The organism is Solihabitans fulvus (genome assembly GCF_008386585.1).
In the GTDB taxonomy this organism is placed as follows: domain Bacteria; phylum Actinomycetota; class Actinomycetes; order Mycobacteriales; family Pseudonocardiaceae; genus Solihabitans; species Solihabitans fulvus.
This window is the reverse complement of sequence record NZ_VUOB01000056.1, coordinates 25,188-46,873: the sequence shown is the minus strand read 5'-3', so window position 1 is coordinate 46,873 and position 21,686 is coordinate 25,188. Positions and strand designations below refer to the sequence as shown.

General features: G+C 71.3%; 22 protein-coding genes. 14 read left to right on the top strand and 8 right to left on the bottom strand.

Annotation, left to right across the window (positions count from 1 at the left end; translation table 11 throughout):
- Positions 1-55 precede the first annotated feature (55 nt).
- Positions 56-748, top strand: a complete 693-nt coding sequence (locus F0L68_RS28325; RefSeq protein ID WP_188316882.1) for a response regulator transcription factor — start codon at positions 56-58, stop codon at positions 746-748.
- Positions 745-1,785 carry a HAMP domain-containing sensor histidine kinase gene (locus tag F0L68_RS28320; RefSeq protein ID WP_438672325.1) on the top strand — a complete coding sequence of 347 codons (1,041 nt, stop codon included), beginning with the start codon at positions 745-747 and terminating at the stop codon, positions 1,783-1,785. The genes F0L68_RS28325 and F0L68_RS28320 overlap by 4 nt, the downstream gene beginning before the upstream one ends.
- Positions 1,786-1,819: 34 nt before the next feature.
- On the opposite strand, the gene F0L68_RS43725 is transcribed toward F0L68_RS28320, so the two are convergent.
- Entirely contained in the window at positions 1,820-1,996 is a 177-nt protein-coding gene (locus F0L68_RS43725) for a hypothetical protein (protein ID WP_223199202.1), read from the bottom strand.
- Positions 1,997-2,123: 127 nt separating this feature from the next.
- On the opposite strand from F0L68_RS43725, the gene F0L68_RS28315 reads away from it, so the two are divergent.
- The 4 genes from F0L68_RS28315 to F0L68_RS28300 all read left to right on the top strand — a co-directional run bounded on the left by F0L68_RS28315 (position 2,124) and on the right by F0L68_RS28300 (position 8,467).
- Positions 2,124-3,575: a DUF4153 domain-containing protein gene (locus F0L68_RS28315; RefSeq protein WP_223199201.1), complete on the top strand. Its 1,452-nt coding sequence runs from the start codon at positions 2,124-2,126 to the stop codon at positions 3,573-3,575.
- A 261-nt stretch (positions 3,576-3,836) separates the two neighbouring features.
- Complete coding sequence (locus F0L68_RS28310) at positions 3,837-5,984, top strand: putative bifunctional diguanylate cyclase/phosphodiesterase (RefSeq protein WP_149852880.1); 2,148 nt, start codon at positions 3,837-3,839, stop codon at positions 5,982-5,984.
- A gap of 26 nt (positions 5,985-6,010) precedes the next feature.
- Complete coding sequence (locus F0L68_RS28305; protein WP_223199200.1) at positions 6,011-6,655, top strand: HD domain-containing protein; 645 nt, start codon at positions 6,011-6,013, stop codon at positions 6,653-6,655.
- Between the two features lie 258 nt (positions 6,656-6,913).
- Positions 6,914-8,467, top strand: coding sequence for a carboxylesterase/lipase family protein (locus F0L68_RS28300; protein ID WP_149852879.1), 1,554 nt, complete (start codon positions 6,914-6,916; stop codon positions 8,465-8,467).
- Between the two features lie 66 nt (positions 8,468-8,533).
- On the opposite strand, the gene F0L68_RS28295 is transcribed toward F0L68_RS28300, so the two are convergent.
- Genes F0L68_RS28295 through F0L68_RS28285 form a run of 3 tightly spaced genes read right to left on the bottom strand, consistent with a single transcriptional unit; the run spans position 8,534 to position 9,873 of the window.
- Complete coding sequence (locus tag F0L68_RS28295; RefSeq protein WP_149852878.1) at positions 8,534-8,791, bottom strand: DUF397 domain-containing protein; 258 nt, start codon at positions 8,789-8,791, stop codon at positions 8,534-8,536.
- 29 nt (positions 8,792-8,820) lie between these two features.
- Positions 8,821-9,012, bottom strand: a complete 192-nt coding sequence (locus F0L68_RS44605; protein ID WP_149852877.1) for a DUF397 domain-containing protein — start codon at positions 9,010-9,012, stop codon at positions 8,821-8,823.
- Positions 9,013-9,018: 6 nt separating this feature from the next.
- Positions 9,019-9,873, bottom strand: coding sequence for a helix-turn-helix domain-containing protein (locus F0L68_RS28285; protein WP_149852876.1), 855 nt, complete (start codon positions 9,871-9,873; stop codon positions 9,019-9,021).
- Positions 9,874-10,032: 159 nt separating this feature from the next.
- Between F0L68_RS28285 and F0L68_RS28280 the strand changes: the two genes are divergently transcribed.
- The 6 genes from F0L68_RS28280 (at position 10,033) to F0L68_RS28255 (ending at position 13,967) form a co-directional block, all read left to right on the top strand.
- Positions 10,033-10,218, top strand: coding sequence for a hypothetical protein (locus F0L68_RS28280; RefSeq protein ID WP_149852875.1), 186 nt, complete (start codon positions 10,033-10,035; stop codon positions 10,216-10,218).
- A complete protein-coding gene (locus F0L68_RS28275; RefSeq protein WP_149852874.1) occupies positions 10,215-10,469 on the top strand; it encodes an HC3 family zinc finger protein in 255 nt (84 codons plus the stop codon). The genes F0L68_RS28280 and F0L68_RS28275 overlap by 4 nt, the downstream gene beginning before the upstream one ends.
- Entirely contained in the window at positions 10,466-11,308 is an 843-nt protein-coding gene (locus F0L68_RS28270) for a helix-turn-helix domain-containing protein (protein ID WP_188316881.1), read from the top strand. Before F0L68_RS28275 ends, F0L68_RS28270 begins: the two co-directional genes overlap by 4 nt.
- A 137-nt stretch (positions 11,309-11,445) precedes the next feature.
- Positions 11,446-12,186 (top strand): SDR family oxidoreductase, encoded by a 741-nt coding sequence (locus F0L68_RS28265; RefSeq protein WP_149852872.1) that lies wholly within the window; start codon positions 11,446-11,448, stop codon positions 12,184-12,186.
- Between the two features lie 10 nt (positions 12,187-12,196).
- Complete coding sequence (locus tag F0L68_RS28260; RefSeq protein ID WP_223199199.1) at positions 12,197-13,204, top strand: sigma-70 family RNA polymerase sigma factor; 1,008 nt, start codon at positions 12,197-12,199, stop codon at positions 13,202-13,204.
- Between the two features lie 94 nt (positions 13,205-13,298).
- A complete protein-coding gene (locus F0L68_RS28255) occupies positions 13,299-13,967 on the top strand; it encodes a hypothetical protein (protein WP_149852870.1) in 669 nt (222 codons plus the stop codon).
- A 49-nt stretch (positions 13,968-14,016) separates the two neighbouring features.
- Here the strand turns inward: F0L68_RS28255 and F0L68_RS28250 are convergent, their stop codons facing one another.
- The 3 genes from F0L68_RS28250 to F0L68_RS28240 form a co-directional block, all read right to left on the bottom strand.
- Positions 14,017-15,717: a hypothetical protein gene (locus F0L68_RS28250; RefSeq protein WP_149852869.1), complete on the bottom strand. Its 1,701-nt coding sequence runs from the start codon at positions 15,715-15,717 to the stop codon at positions 14,017-14,019.
- Positions 15,714-16,319 (bottom strand): hypothetical protein, encoded by a 606-nt coding sequence (locus tag F0L68_RS28245; RefSeq protein ID WP_149852868.1) that lies wholly within the window; start codon positions 16,317-16,319, stop codon positions 15,714-15,716. The genes F0L68_RS28250 and F0L68_RS28245 overlap by 4 nt, the downstream gene beginning before the upstream one ends.
- 257 nt (positions 16,320-16,576) lie before the next feature.
- Complete coding sequence (locus F0L68_RS28240) at positions 16,577-19,318, bottom strand: ATP-binding protein (protein ID WP_149852867.1); 2,742 nt, start codon at positions 19,316-19,318, stop codon at positions 16,577-16,579.
- 144 nt (positions 19,319-19,462) lie between these two features.
- Here F0L68_RS28240 and F0L68_RS28235 point away from each other — a divergent pair, with 144 nt between their 5' ends.
- On the top strand, positions 19,463-20,266 hold the full coding sequence (locus tag F0L68_RS28235; protein WP_149852866.1) for an alpha/beta fold hydrolase: 804 nt from the start codon (positions 19,463-19,465) through the stop codon (positions 20,264-20,266).
- A 147-nt stretch (positions 20,267-20,413) separates the two neighbouring features.
- Complete coding sequence (locus F0L68_RS28230) at positions 20,414-20,983, top strand: permease (RefSeq protein WP_149852865.1); 570 nt, start codon at positions 20,414-20,416, stop codon at positions 20,981-20,983.
- Between the two features lie 156 nt (positions 20,984-21,139).
- On the opposite strand, the gene F0L68_RS28225 is transcribed toward F0L68_RS28230, so the two are convergent.
- Positions 21,140-21,526 carry a hypothetical protein gene (locus F0L68_RS28225; RefSeq protein WP_149852864.1) on the bottom strand — a complete coding sequence of 129 codons (387 nt, stop codon included), beginning with the start codon at positions 21,524-21,526 and terminating at the stop codon, positions 21,140-21,142.
- Between the last annotated feature and the right edge of the window lie 160 nt (positions 21,527-21,686).

The window sequence follows — 21,686 nt, the reverse complement described above, 5'->3', positions numbered from 1 at the left end:
ACTCCTTCACATCTCGCGCCGACCGTCTCCACGGATGGTGCCTAGAGTCGGCGGCATGCAACGGGAAGAGCGGCGGGTGCTCGTCGTCGAGGACGACCGCACCATCGCCGAGTCGGTCGCGGCCAGGCTGCGCGCGGAGGGGTTCGTCGTGGAGCTGGCGCACGACGGGCCCGCCGCCGTGGTCGCCGCGATCGACCACGCGCCCGACCTCGTCGTGCTGGACGTCATGCTGCCCGGCTTCGACGGCCTGGAGGTGTGCCGGAGGATCCAGGCGCACCGCCAGGTCCCCGTGCTGATGCTGACCGCCCGCGACGACGAGACCGACGTGCTGGTCGGGCTCGCCGTCGGCGCGGACGACTACCTGACCAAGCCGTTCTCCATCCGCGAGCTGGCCGCCCGCGTGCACGCCCTGCTGCGCAGGGTGAGCCGGGCCGCCGACGCCGAACCCGGCCTCGAACCGACCATCGTGCTCGGCGACCTGACGATCGACCTCGCGCAGCGGCGGGTGCACCGGGCGGGCGTCGAGGCGCGGCTGACGCCGACGGAGTTCGAGCTGCTGGTGCACCTGGCCGGGCGGCCGAGGACGGTGCTGCCGCGCGAACGCCTGCTCCACGAGGTCTGGGGCTGGCAGGACGCCTCGGCGACCCGCACGGTGGACAGCCACATCAAGGCGTTGCGCCGCAAGCTGGGCGCCGACCTGATCCGCACGGTGCACGGCGTCGGCTACGCGCTGGAGGTGGCCAGGTGAGCCTGCTCGGCGCCGCGTCCAGCGCCCTGGCCCGGCGGCCCCGCCCGCTGGACCCGGTGCGGTCGATCAAGCTCAAGCTCGGCATCCTGGTGGTCTGCTCCTGCCTGGTCGGGCTGGTGTTCTTCTGGTACCAGATCGGCTGGCTGCCGCCGAGGACGTCGATCACGGCGATCCTGCTCACGCTGTTGACCTCGCAGGTGCTCGCGCACGGCATGACCAGGCCGCTGCGCGAGATGACCGCCGCGGCACGCGCTATGGCCAGGGGCGACTACACGCGCAGGGTCCGGGCCAGCTCCCGCGACGAGGTCGGCGAGCTGGCCGCCGCGTTCAACCAGATGGCGGCCGATCTGGCCGCGGCCGACCGGCAGCGGCGCGAGCTGATCGCCAACGTCTCGCACGAGCTGCGCACCCCGATCTCCGCGTTGCAGGCCGTGCTGGAGAACGTCGTGGACGGGGTGACCGAGCCGGACTCGGCCACCATGCGCACCGCGCTGACCCAGACCGAACGCCTCGGCCGGCTGGTCACCGAGCTGCTCGACCTGTCCAGGATCGACGCGGGCGCGCTGTCGCTCGACCGCGAGGTGTTCGCCGTGGCCCCGATGCTGGCCGAGGTGGTCGCCGAGGCCGAGGTGATGGCGGCCGTCGCCGGCCGGGGCGTGCGGTTCGCCGTGACGGTCGAGCCCGCGACGGCGACCGTGCGCGCGGACCGCGAGCGGCTGCACCAGGTCGTGGTGAACCTGCTGGACAACGCGGCACGGCACGGGCCGCCCGGCGGCGAGGTGCGGGTCGCGGCGGTGAGCTCGGACGGCGGTCTGGCCGTCGAGGTGCGGGACGAGGGGCCGGGCATCGCGCCAGAGGACCGCGATCGCGTGTTCGAGCGGTTCACCAGGGGCGAGCGGGCCGTCGCGGGCGGCACCGGCCTCGGGCTGTCCATCGCCCGCTGGGTGGTCGACCTGCACGGCGGGACCATCGGCGTGCTCGACCCGCCGGACGCCGAGCCCGGCTGCCGGATCCGCGTGACGCTGCCGGCTTCCTAGGAACTCCTAAGAACTCCCAGACACACCAACCCGTTCACCGCAGCACCGCTCGGCCGCACAGGGCCGAGGGGGCGCTGCCGCACACCCTGGAGCAGGCCATGCCGCCGATCCCGAATCCTCCGTCCAGCACGCCGCCGGTGCGCGGCACGACCCGCCTCGGCCTGCGTCGCGCGGCGACCGCGCCGGCAGACCCGGCCGTCTCCCTGATCACAGAACCGTCCGCAGACCTGGCCGATCAACCAGAGCCGGGCTCCGACGTGACGCCGGCAGAACCCGCACCCGTCACCGCAGTCCAACCTGGCGCCGCCGCCGTCCCGAGTGCGATCCCGCGAGTTCCGGTGCTCACCGGAGCCGTTACGCGCCAACCGTTCTGGCCGAAACCCGCCCGCCAGGCCGGCCGGACCGTGCTGCTCGGTTGCGCGGCCGCCGGCCTCACTGCGGCGATCGCGCTCCGCCCCGACCGGCCCGGCCTCGGCTTCCTGCTGACCGCCCTGGCCTGCGCCGCTGCCGTGCTGATCGCGGCGAAACGCCTCCGGCCCGCCGGGTCGCGATCCGTCCCGCGAGCGTTGTGGGCCGCGGCGGCGCTCGCGCTGACGGCGGTCGGCGTGCTGCGGGCCGCGGACTGGTTGTGCTGGCTGTGCCTGCTGGCCGCCCTCGTCGCCGGATCGCTTGCGGTGGCGGGAGAACGCGGGGAACGGTCGGTGCGCGGGCTGCTGTTCGGCGCGTTCGCCGTGCCGCTCGCCGCGCTGCCGGCGTGGCCGTGGCTGTGGCGCGGGGTCCGCGCGCGGCGCGGCACGGGCAGGCTGGTCGTCTCGGCGCTGGTCGGCCTTGGCCTGCTCGCGGTGTTCGGGTCGCTGCTGGCCGGCGCCGACGCCGCGTTCGCCGAGCTGCTGCGCGGCGTGCTGCCCGCCGTCGACGGCGGCACGAGCTTCCGGCAGCTCGTGCTGTTCGGGCTGGTCGGCTGCGGCACGGCGGGGGCCTGCTACCTGCTGGTCGCGCGGCCGACCCTCACGGATCCCCCTGTCGGGCAACGGAGTTCGGTGCGGCGGCTGGAGTGGGCCGTCCCGGTCGGCCTGCTGGTGCTGCTGTTCGCCGCGTTCGTCGCGGTGCAGCTCACGGTGCTGTTCGGCGGCAGCTCCTACGTGCTGCGAACCGCCAACCTCACCTACGCCCAGTACGCCAGGGGCGGGTTCTGGCAGCTTCTCGCGGTCACCGTGCTGACGCTCGCGGTGCTCGCCGCCGCGGTGCGCCTCGCGCCTCGGTCGACGTCCGCCGACCGCGCCTGGCTGCGCGGCCTGCTCGGCGCGCTGGCTGGGTTGACGCTCGTCGTGGTGCTGTCCGCGCTGAGCCGGATGTGGTCCTACCAGCAGGCGTACGGCTTCACCGTGCTGCGGCTCGTGGTCGAGGCGTGCGAGCTGTGGCTCGGCGTGGTGTACCTGTTGGTGATCGCGGCCGGCGTCCGGTTGCGCACCAGCTGGCTGCCGGGGGCGGTGACCGCCGCCGCGGTCGCCGCGCTGCTCGTGCTGGCCGTGCTCGACCCCGAGCGGTTCATCGCGGAGCGTAACGTCGCCAGATGGCAGCAGACCGGCGCGATCGATCTGCGCTACCTGGGCGAACTGTCCACGGACGCGGTCTCCGCGTTGGACCGGCTGCCCGAACCGGCGAGGAACTGTGTGCTGACGGCCATCGCGGAACGGCTGGGCAGCGCGGGCGATGACGACTGGCGCAGTTGGAACAACAGCAGGTCGGCGGCCCAGGACACGCTGGCGAAAGCAAGAGTGTCGTGCTGATTCCAATCCGTTGGGACCAGGTATCACGCAGTACGCACAAATCGCCCGATTGGCGGTAGCCCTATGCCGCCACGCTATACGTCCGATCGAGTGAGCCAGACCTCGGGGAGTGGGTGCTCAGCCGACTGCGGGTAAGCTGACTCGCCACGGTACGTAGCGAAACCCGAGGTGAGCCGTGAAGTCACGCTTCCGTTCGCTGCCGAAATCCACAAAGTGGCACCGCACCGCTGCCAGAGCCGGTAGAACGCAAGATCGAGCCGCATGACGCTCCCGCTCCCCGGCGAACCGACGCCGGCCGCCGCGTCACGGACCGCGAGTGACCGCGCCCGCGAACGGTCCAGGATCGCCAGGAAATGGGCGTACCTGGCCACCAGGACCACCTACGTCCCGCTGCCGCAGAACGAGCTCGAGCGGGAGCTGGCCGCGCTCTTCGACGTCATGGTCGTCGCCGTCACCGGCGACCGGCCCGGCGACATCGCCGCGGCGGTCGGCACGCGGCTGGTCGAACTGCACTGCGTCGGCCACGACTGCCTGCGCAACACCGTCGAGGTGCTCGGCAAGTCCCTGCTGGCGCAACCGGAGTTGCAGCTGGTCGTCCGGCTCGGCGACCGGGTCGTCAGCGCCCTCGCCGGCCTCACCGCCAGCTACCTCGAAGCCACGCAGCAGTCTGTGCTCGACCAGCAGCACGCCATCAGCGCGGCGCTGAACCGGGCCGCGCAGGGCGTGCAGCGCAACCTGCGGGTGAGCGAGGCTCGGTTCGAGCAGGTGTTCGCCACCTCGGCGGGCGGCATCGCCATCACCGATCTCGACGGCAGGTTCGTGCGGACCAACGAGGCGCTCTGCGAGACGTTGCACCGCACCGACGAGGCGTTCGCCGAGCTGACCATCTTCGATCTGGCCCCCGCCTCGGACGGCCCGGCGCTCCGCGACGCCTACCGGGGTTTGCTGGCCGGCGACACCACCAAGGTCTCGCGCCGCCAGCAGCTCGTCCGGCGGGACGGCGAACTCGTGCCGACCTCGCTCGCGGTGTCGCTGCTGCGCGACGCCGACGGCGCGCCGACGCACTTCGTCACGATCGTGCAGGACGACAGCGAGGTGACCCTGCTGCTCGGCCAGCTGAACCAGCAGGCGCTGCACGACGCGCTCACCGGGCTGCCCAACCGACAGTTCTTCACCAGCCAGCTGGAAACAGTGCTGCACCAAGCCACTCCGGAGACCACCACCCTCTACCACCTCGACCTCGACGCGTTCGCGCTGATCACCAACGGGCTCGGCCGCGCGGCGGGCGACCGGCTGCTCAAGCAGGTCGCGGACCGGCTGACGTCGGTGTTCGTCGAGAAGAAGGCGATGGTGGCGCGCGTCGGCGGCGACGAGTTCGCCGTGCTGGTGCAGGACTCCGCCAGCACGCAGGAGGTCGAGGACACCGCGACCAGGATCAACGAGGAGCTGTCCGAGCCGTTGTTCGCCAACGGCAAGGGCGTGGCCGCCTCCGCGAGCATCGGCATCGTGCACCACCCGCCCGCCGGGATCGACGCTGGCGAGCTGCTGCGGGCCGCGGACAGCACGCTGCGGCGCACCCAGCGCAGCGGCCATCGGCAGTGGAGCCTGTTCCATCCCGAGCAGGACCGCGCCGAGCGAGCGCGATTCGACCTGGCCGCGACCATGCCGGGCGCGTGGGAGATCGGCGAGATCCACGTGGTGTACCAACCGATCGTGCGGCTCGACGACCGGCGGCTCGCCGGCATCGAGGCGCTGCTGCGGTGGGAGCACCCCGAGTTCGGCGCCATCGAGCACGACCGCTGCGTTGAGCTGGCCGAGTCGACCGGGCTGATCCTGCCGCTCGGGCAGTGGCTGCTGCGGTCCGCCGCCGAGCAGTTGCTGTGGTGGCACGAGCAGCACGGGTGCGCGCTGCCGCTGCGGCTCGGGCTGACGCCGAACCAGTCGTGCGACCCCGACCTCGTGCGCTGGGTGCTCGACGCCCTGAGCGACACCGGGATGCGCGCGCAGCAGCTGGAACTCGCCATGCCGGCACAGACGCTGCTCACCGAGGACAGCGAGGCGGCCGAGAGCCTGAAGGCGTTGGCGGACACCGGCATCCTGGTCGCCGCCGACGGCCTCGGCTCTGCCGGCGACCTGGCCTGCCTTGAGGATCTGCCGATCAGGTCGACGCGGATCGCCGGTTGGTTGGTGAAGCGGCTGGCCCAGCCCAACGGCCGGAACGGGCCGCTGGCCAGGGCGCTGCCCGACCTCGTCTCGCTGGCGCACGAGGTCGACGTCACCGTCGACGTCGCCGACATCCGCGCCGTGTGGCAGGCCGACTGGTGGCGGCAGGCCGGCGTGGACAACGCGCGTGGCCCGCTGTTCGCCGACGCGGGTGCCGCCGACTGCATCACCCCGATGCTCGGCTGAGACCAGCTCGGCTGAGACCATGGGGTGTGGCCACACCAGGGGAACTGTGGGCTCGGGCGGTGCCGCTGGTCGGCGGTGCCGAGCAGGCGGCGGCCGGGTCCGGCGCGGACCTGACGCGCCGGTACGCGGAGCCGCACCGCCGGTACCACGACACCGGACACGTGCTCGCCGTGGCGCGCGACGCGGCCGGCCTCGCTGCGGACCTCGGCCTCGGCGAACGGGACCGCGCGCTGGTCACGCTCGCGGCCTGCGCGCACGACGTCGTCTACGACGGTGAACCGGGCACGGACGAGCGACGCAGCGCCGAGTGGGCGCGGCGGCACCTCGCCGAAGCGGGAGTCGCGGAGGACGACGTGGCCGAGGTCGAGCGGCTGGTGCTGGCCACGCTGTCGCACCGGGCCGCGCCGGAGGATCTGCGCGCGCTGGTGCTGCTCGACGCCGACCTGGCCGTGCTCGGCGCGGATCCGGAGTCCTACGAACGCTATCGACTCGCGGTGCGCGCCGAGTACGCGCGGTTCGACGACGCGGCGTGGGCGGCGGGACGGTCGAGCGTGCTGGCCGACCTGGCGGCCAGGAATCCTTTGTACGCGACCGAACCCGCCCGCGCCCGCTGGGATGCGGCGGCGCGACGGAACCTCGCGCACGAGCTGACCGCCCTGCGCACCACCTGACTCCCCTGCGCCGAGCCGGACGCCCGACGCTGGATCCGCCCGACGCTGGATCCGCCTGTCGCGCAACGGATGGAGGCCGTACACCGCCGTCTGCCCGGCGGAGCGGATCCAACGACTGCGGTCTTTGCCGAGATGGTTCGGACATCCTCCGTAGTCAGTCCACTACGGAACGTGCCGATCATCTGGATTGGGTCGCGACCACCTAATCCGGACGACGTCGCGACCGGCCCGTGCCGCAACGCGCTCTAGGAGTGTGACGTGTCCACAGATACGACAGTCGTCAGGACCAGCTACGGAACGGTCGCCGGGATCGCCGAGAACGGTGTCACCCGGTTCCTCGGCATTCCCTATGCCGCCGCCCCGATCGGGGCGAACCGGTTCGGCGCGCCGGTCGCGCATCCGGGGTGGGACGGCGTGCGCGACGCGTACGAGTTCGGGCCGACGGCGCCGAAGCCGGAGATCAAGGGCGAGCTGGGCAAGCTGATGCCGGATCCCTCCATCGAGGGCGAGGAATGGCTCAACCTCAACGTGTGGACACCCGACGTCAAGGGCGAGCGGCTGCCGGTGCTGGTGTGGATCCACGGTGGCGCGTTCGTCACCGGATCCTCAGCCGTGACCGCGTACGACGGCGCGACCTTCGCCCGCGACGGCGTGGTGTGCGTGACGATCAACTACCGGCTCGGGGTGGAGGGGTTCGGCTATCTGCCCGACGCGCCCGTGCCGGCGAACCGGGGGCTGCGAGACCAGATCTTCGCGCTGGAGTGGGTGCGGGACAACATCGAGGAGTTCGGCGGGAACCCCGGCGACGTCACGCTGTTCGGCGAGTCCGCCGGTGGGATGAGCGCGATGACGCTGCTGTCGCTTGATCTCGGCCTGTTCCGCAGGGTGATCGCGCAGAGCGCGACCGGACACATCGCCCAGTCGGCCGACGACGCGCAGCTCGTCACCAAGGCGGTCGCGGCGGAGCTGGACGTCGAGCCGACCGCCGAGGCGTTCGCCAAGCTCGATCCCGAGGAGATCATCGGGGCACAGGCGCAGATCAGCGCGGCCATCACCACGACGGCCGACCCGAAGAAGTACGGCGCGACCACCATCGCGTCCTGCGGGATGTCGTTCATGCCGGTGATCGACAACGACCTGCTCACCAAGGCTCCGATCGACGCCATAGCCGGCGGCAAGGGCCACGACGTGGAACTGTTGCTTGGCACCAACACCGAGGAGTTCCGGCTGTTCGTGGTGCCGACGGACCTGGTGTACTGGTCGGAGGAGATCCTGTTCCGCCTGCGGTTGGGGGCATACGGGGTGCCGGACGGGACGTACAACAAGTACCGGTACCTGCTGCCGAACCCGTCGAGGCCGTACCCGAGGCCGACCCCGGCGACGATCGCGTGCGCGGTGCTGACCGATCGGATGTTCCGGATCCCGAGCTATCGCGTGGCCGAGGCGAGGGCGAACGCGCAGGCGGCGACGCACGTGTACGAGTTCGGCTGGCGGTCGCCCGTCGTGCCCAACACGGTGAACACCGCGCTTGGCGCGTGCCACGCGCTGGAGATCGCGTTCGTGTGGGACACGTTGTCGTTGGAGGACAGCAAGGCGATGACGGGCCCGACGCCGCCGCAGGAACTGGCGGACACGATGCACCGGACGTGGGTGGAGTTCGCGAAGACCGGCACGCTCGGCTGGGACCAGTACAAGGTCGAGGATCGCGCGGTCATGTCGTTCAGCCACGACAACAAGGCGGAGCACCTGCTCGTGCACGACCCGAGGAAGAAGGAGCGAGAGGCGTGGACGGGCGAACTCGAGCCCAGCTAGGTCGAAGGTGAGGGGCGGGCCGGTGCAACGAGGTTGTTGCACCGGCCCTGGTGTGGTTGGGGTGGTTCAGTTGTTGAAGCGGCCGGCCTTGATCGCGGCCACGAACCCTGTCAGCTCGGTGTGACTCATCGCCAGGATCGGGCCGTCCGGGTTCTTCGAGTCGCGGATGGCCGCTGTGGTTGGGACGTGCGCCACCTCGACGCATGCGCTCTGAGAGTTGCTTCGACTGCTCTTGCGCCACTGATGGAAGGTCATCTCCACGCAGTTGCCGTTAGTCCCGCCGCTGCGACTCGACTTACGCCAGCGGCTGCGTCGCTCGCTCATGAGATCCTCCGTCACCTGGTTGAGGTGGTTCAGCGGTCGAATCGGCCTGCCTTGATGGCGTTCAAGAACACCTGGTAGGGCATGTCCGCGAAGGCGAGTGTGCCGCCGTTGCGGTTCTTGGTATCGCGGATGCTGGTCAGCTCGACGCTCACGGACAGCTCCACGCACGTGGTCTGGTTACTGCTACGACTGCTCTTGCGCCATGTCGGGTAGTCGATCATCGTTCCTTACACCGCATCCCTTACTGCCCTGATCGTCTCCGCCGACTCATCAGGCGACGGCACGGCAGCGGCGATCTCGTTCCAGGTTGTTGATAGTGCTACGGCGTCTTCTGGATCCTCAACCGTTTCCAGACCTGCCACATACTCCAAATACGCTGCGTCCGGCTCGTCGTCTTCCGGAAACGTGAGAAGCGTGATCGGACCAGACATCGGTCCGTATGCGCCAAACTCGAACGGAACCACCTGGATCGTGACGTTCGGTAGCGTTGCGGCCGTCAGCAAATGATCAAGCTGGGACCTCATGACAGCTGCGCCACCAACCAGGTTGCGGACTGCTGCTTCACCGAGGATCGAGTGAAGCACGAGCGGTCGTCCCACGCGATGCAGCAGTTCTTGGCGCTCGCGTCGTTCTGCTGCGGCACGCTGCTCCCGCTCTTCCGAGCGGTTCAGCAGGCGCGAGCCGACTGCAAGCGCTGCGGCATATCCAGGCGTCTGAAGCAGACCCGGAACGATCACGGTGTCAAGGGTGCGCTCCGTGACTGCCTCGGTCTCGTCGAGCCGAAACCGCTGATACTTCACGGGGAAGTCCGCCACTCGTTCGATCACCGCCGCATCGACATCGGCCACGTCCCAGAGTTGACGGGCCTGCCGACGCTCATCGGGCGTCGCACCAATGACGCCCAGGATCGCCATGAACAGGTGGAGGCGAGGCAGTGAGACGCCGCCTTCGAGCCGCGTCACGGTCTGCGAAGCACACTCCACTTCACGCGCCACATCCTTCGGGTCGAGCCCGGAACGAAGCCGGATGGGCTTGACGAACCGCCCCAGCCGCCGCTTTCCACGAGTCGTGCCTACCGCCACGCGATCACCTTAGCCACCCTCCGTAGCGGCGCGAGCGTTTGGATTCATCCGTTCGGCAAGCGCAATTTGGAGTGTACAAAGCGTACGCTCCAAATTATCACCGAGTCGCCGGACTCCACTCGATCCCAGCCTCGCCGATCCCCAACTTGGAGGTGAATCGTGTCCGCCGAAGCCGCCATAGTGCTGATCACCATCGGGTTCGTGGCCCAGCTGGCCATCGCAGCCGTCGTCATCGAGTGGACCCACATCCGCAGGCAACACCGCCTGCGGGACAACGCCATCCGACTCGTCCTCGCCGATCGCCCCACACCCGCGCGCGGCCGACACCGCAAGGTGCACCAATGACCCCACTCCACGCATGGCAGGAGGCCGACGGCCGCCTCCACGCCATCAGCCTCGCCGACTACCCACTCCCACCTCGACCCGACGAGGACATCAACACCCTCTGCGGACAACGCCTCACGCTCACCCGCGCCGACTTCCGCGTCTTCCCCGAATACCAACCACACAAGACCACGTGCTGGAGCTGCGACGGCGAATGGCGCCGCCTGGAGGGCCTGCCGCCGCACCCCGCGCTCGCCGGACACACCTCATGACGGGCGAACCGCGCACGAAGCTGGAACACACCTACCAGCAACGACAGTTCGGCCGCTCACTCCGAAACCTCCGCGAACAGGCACGCATCGACACCACCGAAGCCGCCGTCCGCACCAAGATCGACGTCGACAAACTCAATCGCATCGAACGCGGCCAACCTCCAACCCACCACGAACTCACCACGCTCCTCGACGTCTACGGCCTCCTCTACGACGACTGGCAGCCCTACATCCGTCAGCTCGACCACAACCGACAACGCGGCTGGTGGCGCACCTACGGACTCCCCCGCACCCACTTCGCCGGCATCGAACACGACGCGATCCTGGTCCGCGAATACCAACTCGGCCTCATCCCCGAACCACTCCAGACCGAGCCCTACATGCGCGCGCTGCGCGCCAACTCGCATCGTGGCCAACCCGACGACCGCACCATCGCCGTCCGGCTGCACCGACAACGGCGACTCACCGACAGCAACCCTCGCGGTTACCACGCGATCATCGACGAAGCAGCGCTCACGATTCCCTTGTCCGACAACACAGTCCTGCGCGCCCAGCTCCGTCACATCCTCGACCTGGCCGCACGCCCGCACATCACCGTCCAGGTCCTGCCGCGCGCCGCCGGACCCCACGACGGCCGCAAGGGCAGCTTCCACCTCCTCGCGCTCCCCGAACCCGAAGACCACGCCCTGCTCCGCATCCCCCATCTCGCGGGCGAGACCTACCTCGACGACGCCGACCGCACCGCCTCCGCCTGCCGTCTCTTCCGTCACCTCGCCACGCTCGCGTTGAGCCCGGAGGACTCGACGCGGTGGATCCAGCGGCTGATCGACGAATCCTGATCGCGCATCCGGTTCGGGGCGGTGTGCGTGCGGGGTCATCAGATATGACACACGTCACTGTCTCTGGGGCGACGGGTTTACGACCCGCGACTGGTCTTGATACGGACCGAACCCGACCACCACCCCAGGGGTGTCCGATGTCTGCTCCCATCCAGACCGCCGTCGTCACCGGCGCCAGCCGTGGCTTCGGGCGTGCGCTCGCCGCCGCGCTCGTCGCCGCCGGAACCCACGTCGTCGGCATCGCCCGCGGCGAGCAGGGCCTGCTCGCCGTGCGCGACGAACTCGGCGAGAACTTCACCCCGGTCGCCGCCGACGCCACCGACGAAACGCTCGCGCAGACGGTGATCCGCGAACACCGTCCCGGCCTGCTCGTCCTCAACGCCGGGGCCACGCCGCTCCTGGCGCCCGTGCACGAACAGACCTGGGATACGTTCAGCCGCAACTGGCACGCCGACACCAGGCACGTGTTCGCCTGGACCAAAGCGGCACTGCTGGAGCCGCTCGCGCCGGGCAGCGCCGTCGTGTCGATGTCCAGCGGGGCCGTCCTCGGCGGATCCCCGCTCAGCGGCGGCTACGCCAGCGCCAAGGCCGCCATCCGGTACCTCCGCGGGTACGCGGCCGACGAGTCGGAGCGCGCCGGGCTGGGCATCCGGTTCGTCACGCTGCTGCCGCAGATGACCCCGAACACCGGCATCGGCTCGGCCGCCGTGGCGGGCTACGCCGCGCGCCAGGGCGTGGACGAGGCCACGTTCGTCGAAGGCCGGCAGCCGATCCTCACCCCGGACCAGGTCGCCAAGGCAGTCGTGGAACTCGCCTCGGACCCCGACAGCGCGGCGGAATACCAGGGCAGCGGCGCCGGACTGCGCCCGATCGGCTGAGTCACCTACAGTGAGCCGCACCGCACCCTCGGGAGACGCAGCGATGCCGTCGGATGTCGAGTTCTCCGTGCTGGCCGAGCCGTACCGGCCGGAACTGCTCGCGCACTGCTACCGGCTCCTCGGCTCGATCCACGACGCCGAGGACCTGGTGCAGGAAACCTACTTGCGGGCGTGGCGTGCGTTCGACGGGTTCGAGGGCCGCTCGTCGGTGCGGCGGTGGCTGTACAAGATCGCCACCATGGCCTGCCTGACGGCACTGGAAACGCGGTCGCGGCGGCCACTCCCGTCGGGGCTTGGCGCGCCCTCGGAGGATCACCGGGTGGCCGTGGCGCCCCGCGAGCCGTCGATGCCGTGGCTCCAGCCCGCGCCCGACGCCCTGTTCGGCGCAGGCGACCCGGCGACCATCGTGGCCGGGAGGGCTGGGGTGCGGCTCGCGTTCATCGCCGCGCTCCAGCTCCTGCCGGCCAGGCAGCGCGCCGTGCTGACGTTGCGGGACGTGCTGGCGTTCCGGACCGCCGAGGTCGCGCAGCTGCTGGACACGACGGCCGCCGCGGTCGACAGCGCGCTGCGGCGCGCCCGCGCCCACCTGGCCGAGGCAGGGCCGGTCGAGGACGAGCTGGTCGAGCCGGACGAGGAGGCCGAGCGGAACCTCCTCGACAGCTACGTCGACGCGTTCACCAGGGCCGACCCCGGCGCGCTGGCGAACCTCCTGCGGGCCGACGTCGAGCTGGAGATGCCGCCGACGCCGACCTGGTTCACCGGGCAGCGGGCCGTCGTCGGCTTCCTCGCCACGCGCGTGCTGCGCAGGGGCCTGTGGCGGGCGACGCCGACCCGCGCCAACGGCCAGCCCGCCATCGTCTTCCACAAACACGCGGGTGACGGCCGGTACGAGGCATACGGCGTGCAGGTCCTGACCCTGACCGGCGGCCGGATCGCCCGCATCACGGCGTTCAACGACCCGAGCCTGGTACCGGTTTTTGGTCGCGCCACTGCGATCGGCACCAGAGACGTCGACTAGCCGCGAGGGCGTCGACCGGCGGGGACCTTCGCGGTGCGGGTGAATCCGCCCGAACGCACCGCGCCACGGCAGGAGAAAGGGGAGACTCTCCGCCGTGGCTTCGGATCCCTTCGGCACCCTGCACGGCGCGCTGTGGATCGGCGGCGGCCAGTGGGCCGGGAAATCAACGGTGGCCCAGATTCTCGCCTTCCGCCACGGAATCACGGCCTACCACTACGACTACCACGACGCGCGCGGGCACAACGACCGGCGAATCGCGCGGCGGGTTCGACTCGGTCAGCCGCCGGACGGGCCGGGCCTCGAGGACAGCTGGGTGAACACCACACCCGAGGAGATGGTCGCCGAGACCCTTGCCGGGTTCCCGACCCGGTTCGAGTGGGCCCTGGACGACCTGCGGCCGCTGGCCTCGCCGCGTCCCGTGCTGGCCGAGGGGTGGGGGCTCCGGCCCGAGCTGGTGGCCGGTGTCTGCGACGCGGCGCGGCGGATGGTGGTCATGGTCCCCACCGAGGACTTCCGCCAGCGGCAGCTTCGCGACCTGCCGCGCGCGACGATGATCGGGCGGGGGCTGAGCGACCCGGACCGGGCGCTGCGCAACAAGCTCGAACGCGATCGGCTGGTCGCCGAGGACGCCGTTCGCGCCGCCGAGCGGCACGGCGTCCGGGTGATCGTGGTGGACGGCTCGCGGGACGCCGAGGCGGTCGCGGATCTGGTCGCCGAGCACTTTGGGTCCCTCCTGCCGCGCGCGACCGTGCCGGCCAGCTAGAGGACAGCGGGCCGGCTAGAGCAACGGGCCGGCGAGGGCAAGGGACCGGCTAGGGCAGCGGGCCGAAGACGTCCAGGGTTTGTTTGGTGCCAACGAGAACCCGGCCGGCCGCGACAGTCGGCACAGTGAAGTTGGTGTAGCTGCCGAGCCGGTCGCGGGCCGGGCGCTGCTCGCTGCCGTACAGCTCGCGCGACACGTCGGCCGGGTCGTAGGCGCGCAGCGCCGGACCGCCGGACTCCTGCCCGACCAGCCAGAGGATCGCGGTGCCCGGCCGGTCTCCATCGCTGGACAGCACGGGGATCCCGCCGGGATAGGCGAGTTCCTCCGGCGCCTGCGCGGTGGCCGACAGGACCACCCGGCCGCCGACGAGTTCCCACGCCGCAAGGTGGTCGGCGACACCGGCGGTGTAGACGTAGGTGTGCCCGCCGCCGGTCCAGGCCGTCTCGGAGCCCCAGACACCGCCCTGCACGGTCTGGTTTGGCGACTCCTGAGTGATCAGGTCCACGTCGGTGCGCGACCTGGCCGCGCCGCATGGCTGGTCGACGACCTGGTGACCGCCGAGCCGGGCCGTGCTGGTGACGTAGAACCTGCCGTCCTTGCCGACGAACAGGAGTTCGCCGGCACCGGGCAGCAGCAGCGGCGCGCCGGAACCGAGGTCCTGGTCGTGGTCGTTGAGGCACGCCTGGTCGAACGGCGCGAAGTAGTCGGCCAGCCTGAGTGTGCCGCCGTCCGGCACGAGCCGCAGCAGGCTGTTGCCTCCGTTGGCGCCGCCCGTGTCCAGGTCGAACGGCCCGTTCCCGGTCACCACGTAGATCGAGCCAGCCGCGTCGGCGGTGAGGCCGGTCTGCGACTCCCACAGGCCGCCCCCGCCCGCGCGTTTCCCGCTGCTGCCGGCGTCCGGGCTGTCGATGTAGACGATCGCGCGGCCGAGGTCGCTCGCGCGGTAGCCGAGAATCCAGCCGTGCGAGGGATCCTCGTCGCAGTAGGAGGCGAACGAGACGTACACGACGCCACCGAGCAACAGCAGGCCCATGCGTTGCTGCTCGAAGCGCGGGGTGAACGTCAGCCTTCCGTCGGTCGCGTCGGTTGCGGTGCCCGGCGCGGCGGCCTCGATTAGGGCCGGGGCAACGCGATCGCGGCCGGTGTCGAGGTCGAGCGCGTACACGCGGTACACGATGTCCTTGTCCTCGCGGGTGGTCGCGACGACGTAGAGGGTGCGCGTCGCGGGGTCGATCACCGGCGTTCCGGTGACGCCGACCTCCGGCGAGATCGCGGCGCAGGTGACGTCGTGCTCGGCTGACACGGGCCGCGCGCCCTGCGGCAGCAGGGATCGGCGCCACAGCGGCGCGTGCGCCTGCCCGGTCGCGTCGGTGTCGAACGCGTAGACGGAGTCGTGTTCGGTCGCCACGATCGCCGCGTTGTGGGTGCCGCCGTCGACGGTCAGGCCGGGCACGAACAGCGGCTGCGCGTAGATCGCGCCGTCGACCGGATAGGACGTGCGCCTGCCGAAGTGCGCCGGGTCGAGGGTCGACTGGTTCAGCACCGTCTCGTGCGCGTTCCAGCCCGTCCTGGTCGGCTCGTTCTTCTGGGTCAGCACGGCGGTGTCCGCCGGGGCCGGCCGACCGGCGGGGGCCGCGTCCTGCGCGGCGAGCGACGCGCTGGAACACGCGCCGCACAACAGGATGGTGATCGCTGCCGCGAACCGCGGGGCGGACCCGGCCCCGCGCGAGGACCGGGTCCGTGGTGTCACGGCGTGTAGCACTGGCGGGTCTGCTTGTTGTAGATGGGCGTGGTGTCGACGGTGAGGGTGCTCGGCGGGTTGAGGGTGACGTCGCCGCCTGCGTCCTGGGTCAGCGCGTTCTCGCAGTCGAGCAGGGCGGACTTGTCCGGCTCGTGCAGGGAACTCTTGTCGCCGCCCGCCCACAGGTCGATGCGCCAGCGGTGTCCGTTGCGCGGTGGCACGGGGTTGTCGCCGTTGCCTCCGCCGCTCCAGTCCTTGGAGCACTCGGTGCAGGTGTCCTCCATGATGAAGTACTTCTTCAGGTAGGCGTAGTAGACGATCGTGCCGGGCTTCTCCTCGCGGGTGTCGGTGGCGAAGGTGACCGGGTCCTTGTAGGTGCCCGTGCCACCGGCCTTGCTGTGGATCACCGGGTTGGAGATGATCGCGCTCGGCGGCGAGTTGTCCACGAAGCCGTACAGGGTGACGTAGAAGCGTGCCGTGCTGCTGTGCGCCTGCGTCGCGGCGGCGGCCTGGTCGGCCCCGCCGACGGCGGCGTCCCGCACCAGGGCGAGCGACACCAGCAACGCCGTCATGATGCCGAAGGTGAGAAACCGGACGAGTTTCGGTGACATGTACTCCTCCTCGCACACGTGCATCGCCGCCCCGGCAAGGGTCGGGACGGAGTGGTGCCCGGGTCAGGCGGAGGTCGGCGGCTCCCTCTCGCGGGCTCGGTCCCGTCTGGCACTGAACCAGCTGGCACTCAACCAACTGGCACTGAACCAGCTGGGGCCGAGCCACAACATCGTTTGTAAACTTTCCTTACTATCGACGCTGAGGGTAGAACCGCGCTGACACAGCGTCAACCCCACCGACGCAAGCCGCCGATCAGTTATGGGCCGGCGAGATCCAGTCGGGCCAGCTCCGTGCGGGACGCGACGCCCAGCTTGGGAAACGCGCGGTACAGGTGGTGGCTGATGGTCCGAGGGCTCAGGAACAGCTGGGCTGCGATGTCCCGGTTGGTGGCCCCCGTCGCGGCCAGCCGCACCACCTGCGCCTCCTGCGGCGTCAACAGGCTCAGCAGTCCCGTCGCGCTCGCCGGATCCGGCCGGTCGGGTCGGTCGGACCCCGGCGCGGCGGCCTCGCCGGCGGCGCGCAGCTCGGCGCGCGCCCGATCCGCCCACGGGGTCGCGTCGAGCTGCTGGAACAGCGCGAGCGCGGCACGCAGCTGCCCGCGCGCCTCGGTCTTGCGCCGCGCCCTGCGCAGCCATTCCCCGTACAGCGCCCGGGTTCGCGCCGTCGCGAACGGCCGACCACCGTCCGCGAGCAGCCGCAGCGCCTCGGTGTAGTGCCCCTCGGCCCGCTCCGCAGGGCCGGTCAGCGCGCGGCAGCGGTGCACCTCGGCGTGCACGGCAGGCTGGCCGAGCACGTGCGCCCACGCGGCGAACCTGGCCAGCAGCTCCCCCGCCCTCGCCTGCTGTCCCGCACGCACCGCGGCCTCGATCTCGTTGGCGGCGAACCAACTCACGACGTAGGTGTGCGCGAGCAGGCCCCCCGGCACGGAATCCCACTGCTCCAGCGCCGCGTCGAACCGGCCGAGGCCGAGTTCCAGCATCGCGAGGGCGCCGTGCGCGCGCAGCAACCCCGCCTGGTAGCCGTCCACGGTGGCGTGCCACAGCGCCTGGTCGGCAAGCTCGCGGCAGCGCTCCTCGTCGCCGCGCACGGCCGCGATCCACGCGAGCAGGCCGCTCAGGTGCGCGACGCGGTGCGGCTGGCCGGTGTCCGCCACGAGCCGCAGGCTCTCGGCCGAGGTCGCCGCCGCCTCCTCGAAGTGGTCCAGCTGCACCTGCGCCACCGCAAGGCTCGCCTGGATCGCGGTCAGCCAGCGGATGGCGCCGCCCGCCCGGCACTCCTGCGCCAGCGTCGAGGCGATCTCGTGCGCCGCGTCGAGGTCGCCGACCACCAACGCCACCCCGCAGGCGAAGCGGCGGATCTCCGGCGCGACCGAGCCGGCGCGGCGCGCCGACGCGACCAGCTCGGCCAACGGCCCCAACGCGTGTTCCGACTGGTGGGTAAGGAGATCCGCGAGCGCCCCGCCGGCGCGGATCAGCAGCCCGGTCCACGCGCCCGGCGGCGCCGGGAGTGCGCCGAGCCGGCCGGCCGCGTGCACGACCAGGTCGGACACGCTGACGGCCCAGGCGAACCTGATGGCCTCCATCAACATCGACGCGGCCAGGGTGACGTCGAACCCGGCCACCGGTTCGGCCGCGGCGACCAGGATCTCGTGCGCCGCACGGAGTTCGCCGCGTTCGCTGGCGATCTGCGCGCGCACGCTCGCCAGCCTGGCCGCGCACAGCGGATCGGACCCGAGCCTGCTCGCCTCGTCGGCAAGGACGGCCGCCGCGTCCGGGCGGCCGGCGTCGGTGGCCGACTCGGCCGCCGCGATCAGCCGCCTTGCCCGCGTCCGGCGATCCGGGGTGAGCGTGGCGGCCCGTTCGAAGGCGGCCGCCGCGGCCGCGTAGCCGAGGCGTTCGCGGGCCCGTTCCGCGGTGCGGGCCAGGCCTGCGGCGATGCCCTCGTCCGGAGCGAGCGCGGCGCCGGCCAGGTGCCACGCGCGGCGGTCTGCGGACGGCTCGCCGACGAGCGCCTCGGCGAGGGCCTGGTGCGCGGCGCGGCGCTCACCCGAGGTCGCGCCCTGGTAGGCGGCGGCGCGCACCAGGGGATGCCGGAACGTCACCGAGAGGTGCCCGACCGCGACGAGCCCGGCGCGCTCGGCGGCCTCCACCGCGTCCGGCCGCACGCCGAGCGACGCGGCGGCGCGCAGCGTCACCGCGAGGTCGCCGGACTCCTCCGCCGCCGCAACCAACAGGAACGTCCTGGTGCGCTTGGGCAACGCGGCGACCTGCTGAAGGTAGGCCGCGCTGATCCGGTGCGGCAGCGGCAACGGCTCCATCGTCATGGTCCGCGCGCGGCCGGCGATCGCGGGAAGTTCGAGCAGTGCCAACGGATTGCCGCCGGCCTCGGCCAGCACCCGGTCCCTGACCAGCTGCGGCAGGCCGGGTGCGTGCCCGTCGAGCAGGGCGCGCGACGCCGTCCGGTCCAACCCGCCAAGCTCGCGGCGCGGCAGCCCCTCGCCGGCGAATCCCCCTGTGCGGGCGGCGAAGACCAGCACGACACCCTCGGCGTCCAGGCGGCGGGCGGCGAACAGCAGCGCGTCCGCCGACGCCCGGTCGAGCCAGTGCGCGTCGTCGACGAGACACAGCAGCGGGCCGTCGCCGGCCAGCTCCGCCAGCAGGGACAGCGCGGCGAGGCCGACGAGGAAGCGGTCCCGGTTCCCGCCGGGCACCAGCCCGAACGCGCCGCGCAGCGCGGTGGCCTGCGGCTCCGGCAGCACGCCGAGGCGGTCGAGGCCGGGCCGCAGCAGCTGGTGCAGCGCGCCGAAGGGCAGCTCGGACTCGCTCTGCACACCGGCGGCGCGCAGCACCCGCATGCCGCCGGCCGCATTGGCCACGCCGGCCGCGTGCGCCAGCAGCGCCGACTTGCCGACGCCCGGTTCGCCGAGGATCACCATGGCCGCGCTTCGACCGGAGCGAGCATCGGCCAGTAGGCCATCCATCTCCTGGGTCTCCGCCATCCGGCCGTACAGCACAAGCAAAGTTAACAACACCGGGGCCGCGCGGACCCCGAGTTTCCCATCAGTCGGTCGGCACCAGTACGTCGGTCGGCACCAGTACGTCGTCCGATACCGGCGGCGGCACCCCGCGCCTAGCGTCATGGCGTGCCACAAACCCGCTTCCTCGCCGTCCCAGGCGGGCAGCTCGCCTACGACGACACCGGAACCGACGGTCCGCTCGTGGTGCTGCTGCCCGGCCTCGGCGACCGCAGGCAGAGCTACCGGTTGCTACGGCCTGCGCTGGAGCTGGCCGGATACCGGGTGGCCACGATGGACCTGCGGGGACATGGCGAGTCGACCACCGGCTGGAACGAGTACTCGCAGACGGCGGTCGGGCTGGACGTGATCGCCCTGCTCGAACACCTCGACGGCGGGCGGGCCGTGCTGGTCGGCAACTCCTACGCCGGCGGGGCGGTCGTCTGGGCGGCCGCGCAGGCGCCGACGCTGGTCGCCGGGATCGTGCCGATGAACGCCTTTGTCCGCAGTACGCCGAAAGGTCCGGTGCTGCGGTTGCTGACGCGGGCGTTCGCGGCCTCGCCCCGGCTGTGGGTCGCCGGGTACGGCCGCGCCCATCCGAGCGCGCCGCCGGCCGATCTGGCCGAGTACCGCGCCGTTCTCGCCGCGACGCTGGCCGAGCCCGGCCGCAGGAAGGCGTTGGCCGCCATGCTGCTCGGGCCGATGACCGAGGGTGAGCGGTGGAGCCGGTCGGTGAACTGCCCCGCCCTGGTCGTCATGGGCGCCAAGGACTCCTACTTCCCCGATCCGGCCGCCGAGGCCGGTCTCCAGGCCCGCATGCTCGACTGCGAGGCCAGGCTCATCGAGGACGCGGGCCACTACCCGCACTCCGAGTTCCCCGACCGCACGGCCGGGGTCATGCTGCCCTTCCTCCGCGACGCCTTCGACGGCTGAGGTTCGCGGAACGGCGGCGCAGGTCCGCATATCCCGACACACCTTGGAGTTCTCCGTGTCATTCTTCCTGGGGGCGATCTTGTTCATCGCGCTGGTCGGCGCGATCGACGCCAAGCTGCCCTGGCCCTCCGCCCGATCGGACAAGTCGTGATCACCGGGCACTTCGGGCTCGCGGCCGCGGTGAAGTCCAGCCAGCGCCAGGTGCCGCTGTGGGCGCTGATGCTGGCCACGGTGTGGCTGGACGTCTGGTTCGTGCCGCTGGTGCTGCTCAAGGTCGAGCGAATGGACCCGGTGCCAGGCACCAACGGCGGGTACGGTGACGCGATCATCCACGCCGACTACACCCATTCCCTGGTCGGCGCGCTGATCATCGCGGCGGTCACCGGGCTGCTCGCGGCGCGCTGGTGGGGCAGGAAGTCCGGCGCCGTGATCGGCGCGGTTGTCTTCTCACACTGGGTGCTCGACCTGCTGGTGCACCGGTCGGACATGCCGGTGCTGCCGGGAAATCTCGGCAACCTGCCGAGGATGGGCTTCGGGCTGTGGCAGTACCCGTTGCTGACCGCCGTCATCGAGGGAGGCATCATGCTGGTCGGCACGGTGCTCTACTGGCGGGCCGCGGCGAAGACCGGCGGGCCGGCCGGCCGGGTCGCCCTCAGCGCCGGCCTGATCGGCGTGGTCGGCGCGGCAACGCTGACCCTCGACGTCATGGGCTTCTGATCCGTTACCCCGCACCGACAACGCGCCGGCTGGCGCACCACACCCCTGGCCGAAGCCGTGCTGCCGGCTGACGCCATGTGGTCAGAGTCGCCGCTCTGACAAGCGAAGCCGGGCATCGTCCACTGTGGATGGTGCCCGGCCTCGTCGATTCCCTGGTCAGTCCTCCGTGTCGGCGCACTGCCGCGCCAGGAGGGTGACGGCCTGCCTGGCGAGATGCCGGATGCGTTGCCATTCCGCCGACGCGACAAGGGACTTCTCCGACCACAGCGAGATGCGGCCGTTGCTCATCGCCTCGAACTGCGTGTCGATCGCGACCAGCAGCCAGGTGGCGTCGTCGGACACCAGCCCGTGCCGGCGGAGGTCCGGTAGCGCGAGATAGGCGTCCTCGAACCGGAACGCGAGCTCGTCGACGAGCGCGGCGGGCCCGAGGTTGCGCAGGTAGGACAGCTGGGCGTCGGGCTGCCACGCGAGGGCCGCGGTCACCTGACGCAGGCGCCGCGCCTGCTCGGCCACGCCCTCGGTCACCATCGAACGGGTTCCCACTATCGCTGTCATAAGCCACCGTGAACTCGAGATCAGTACCGCATACATTTCAGTTGAGACCGAGTATGCGACGCTGCTCCAATCGTGTCAACTGAGATGAATCCATGCCTTCGTGGCTTTCACCTGTGCCGTCGCGCCCGGCGAAAACGCCGAACCCGCC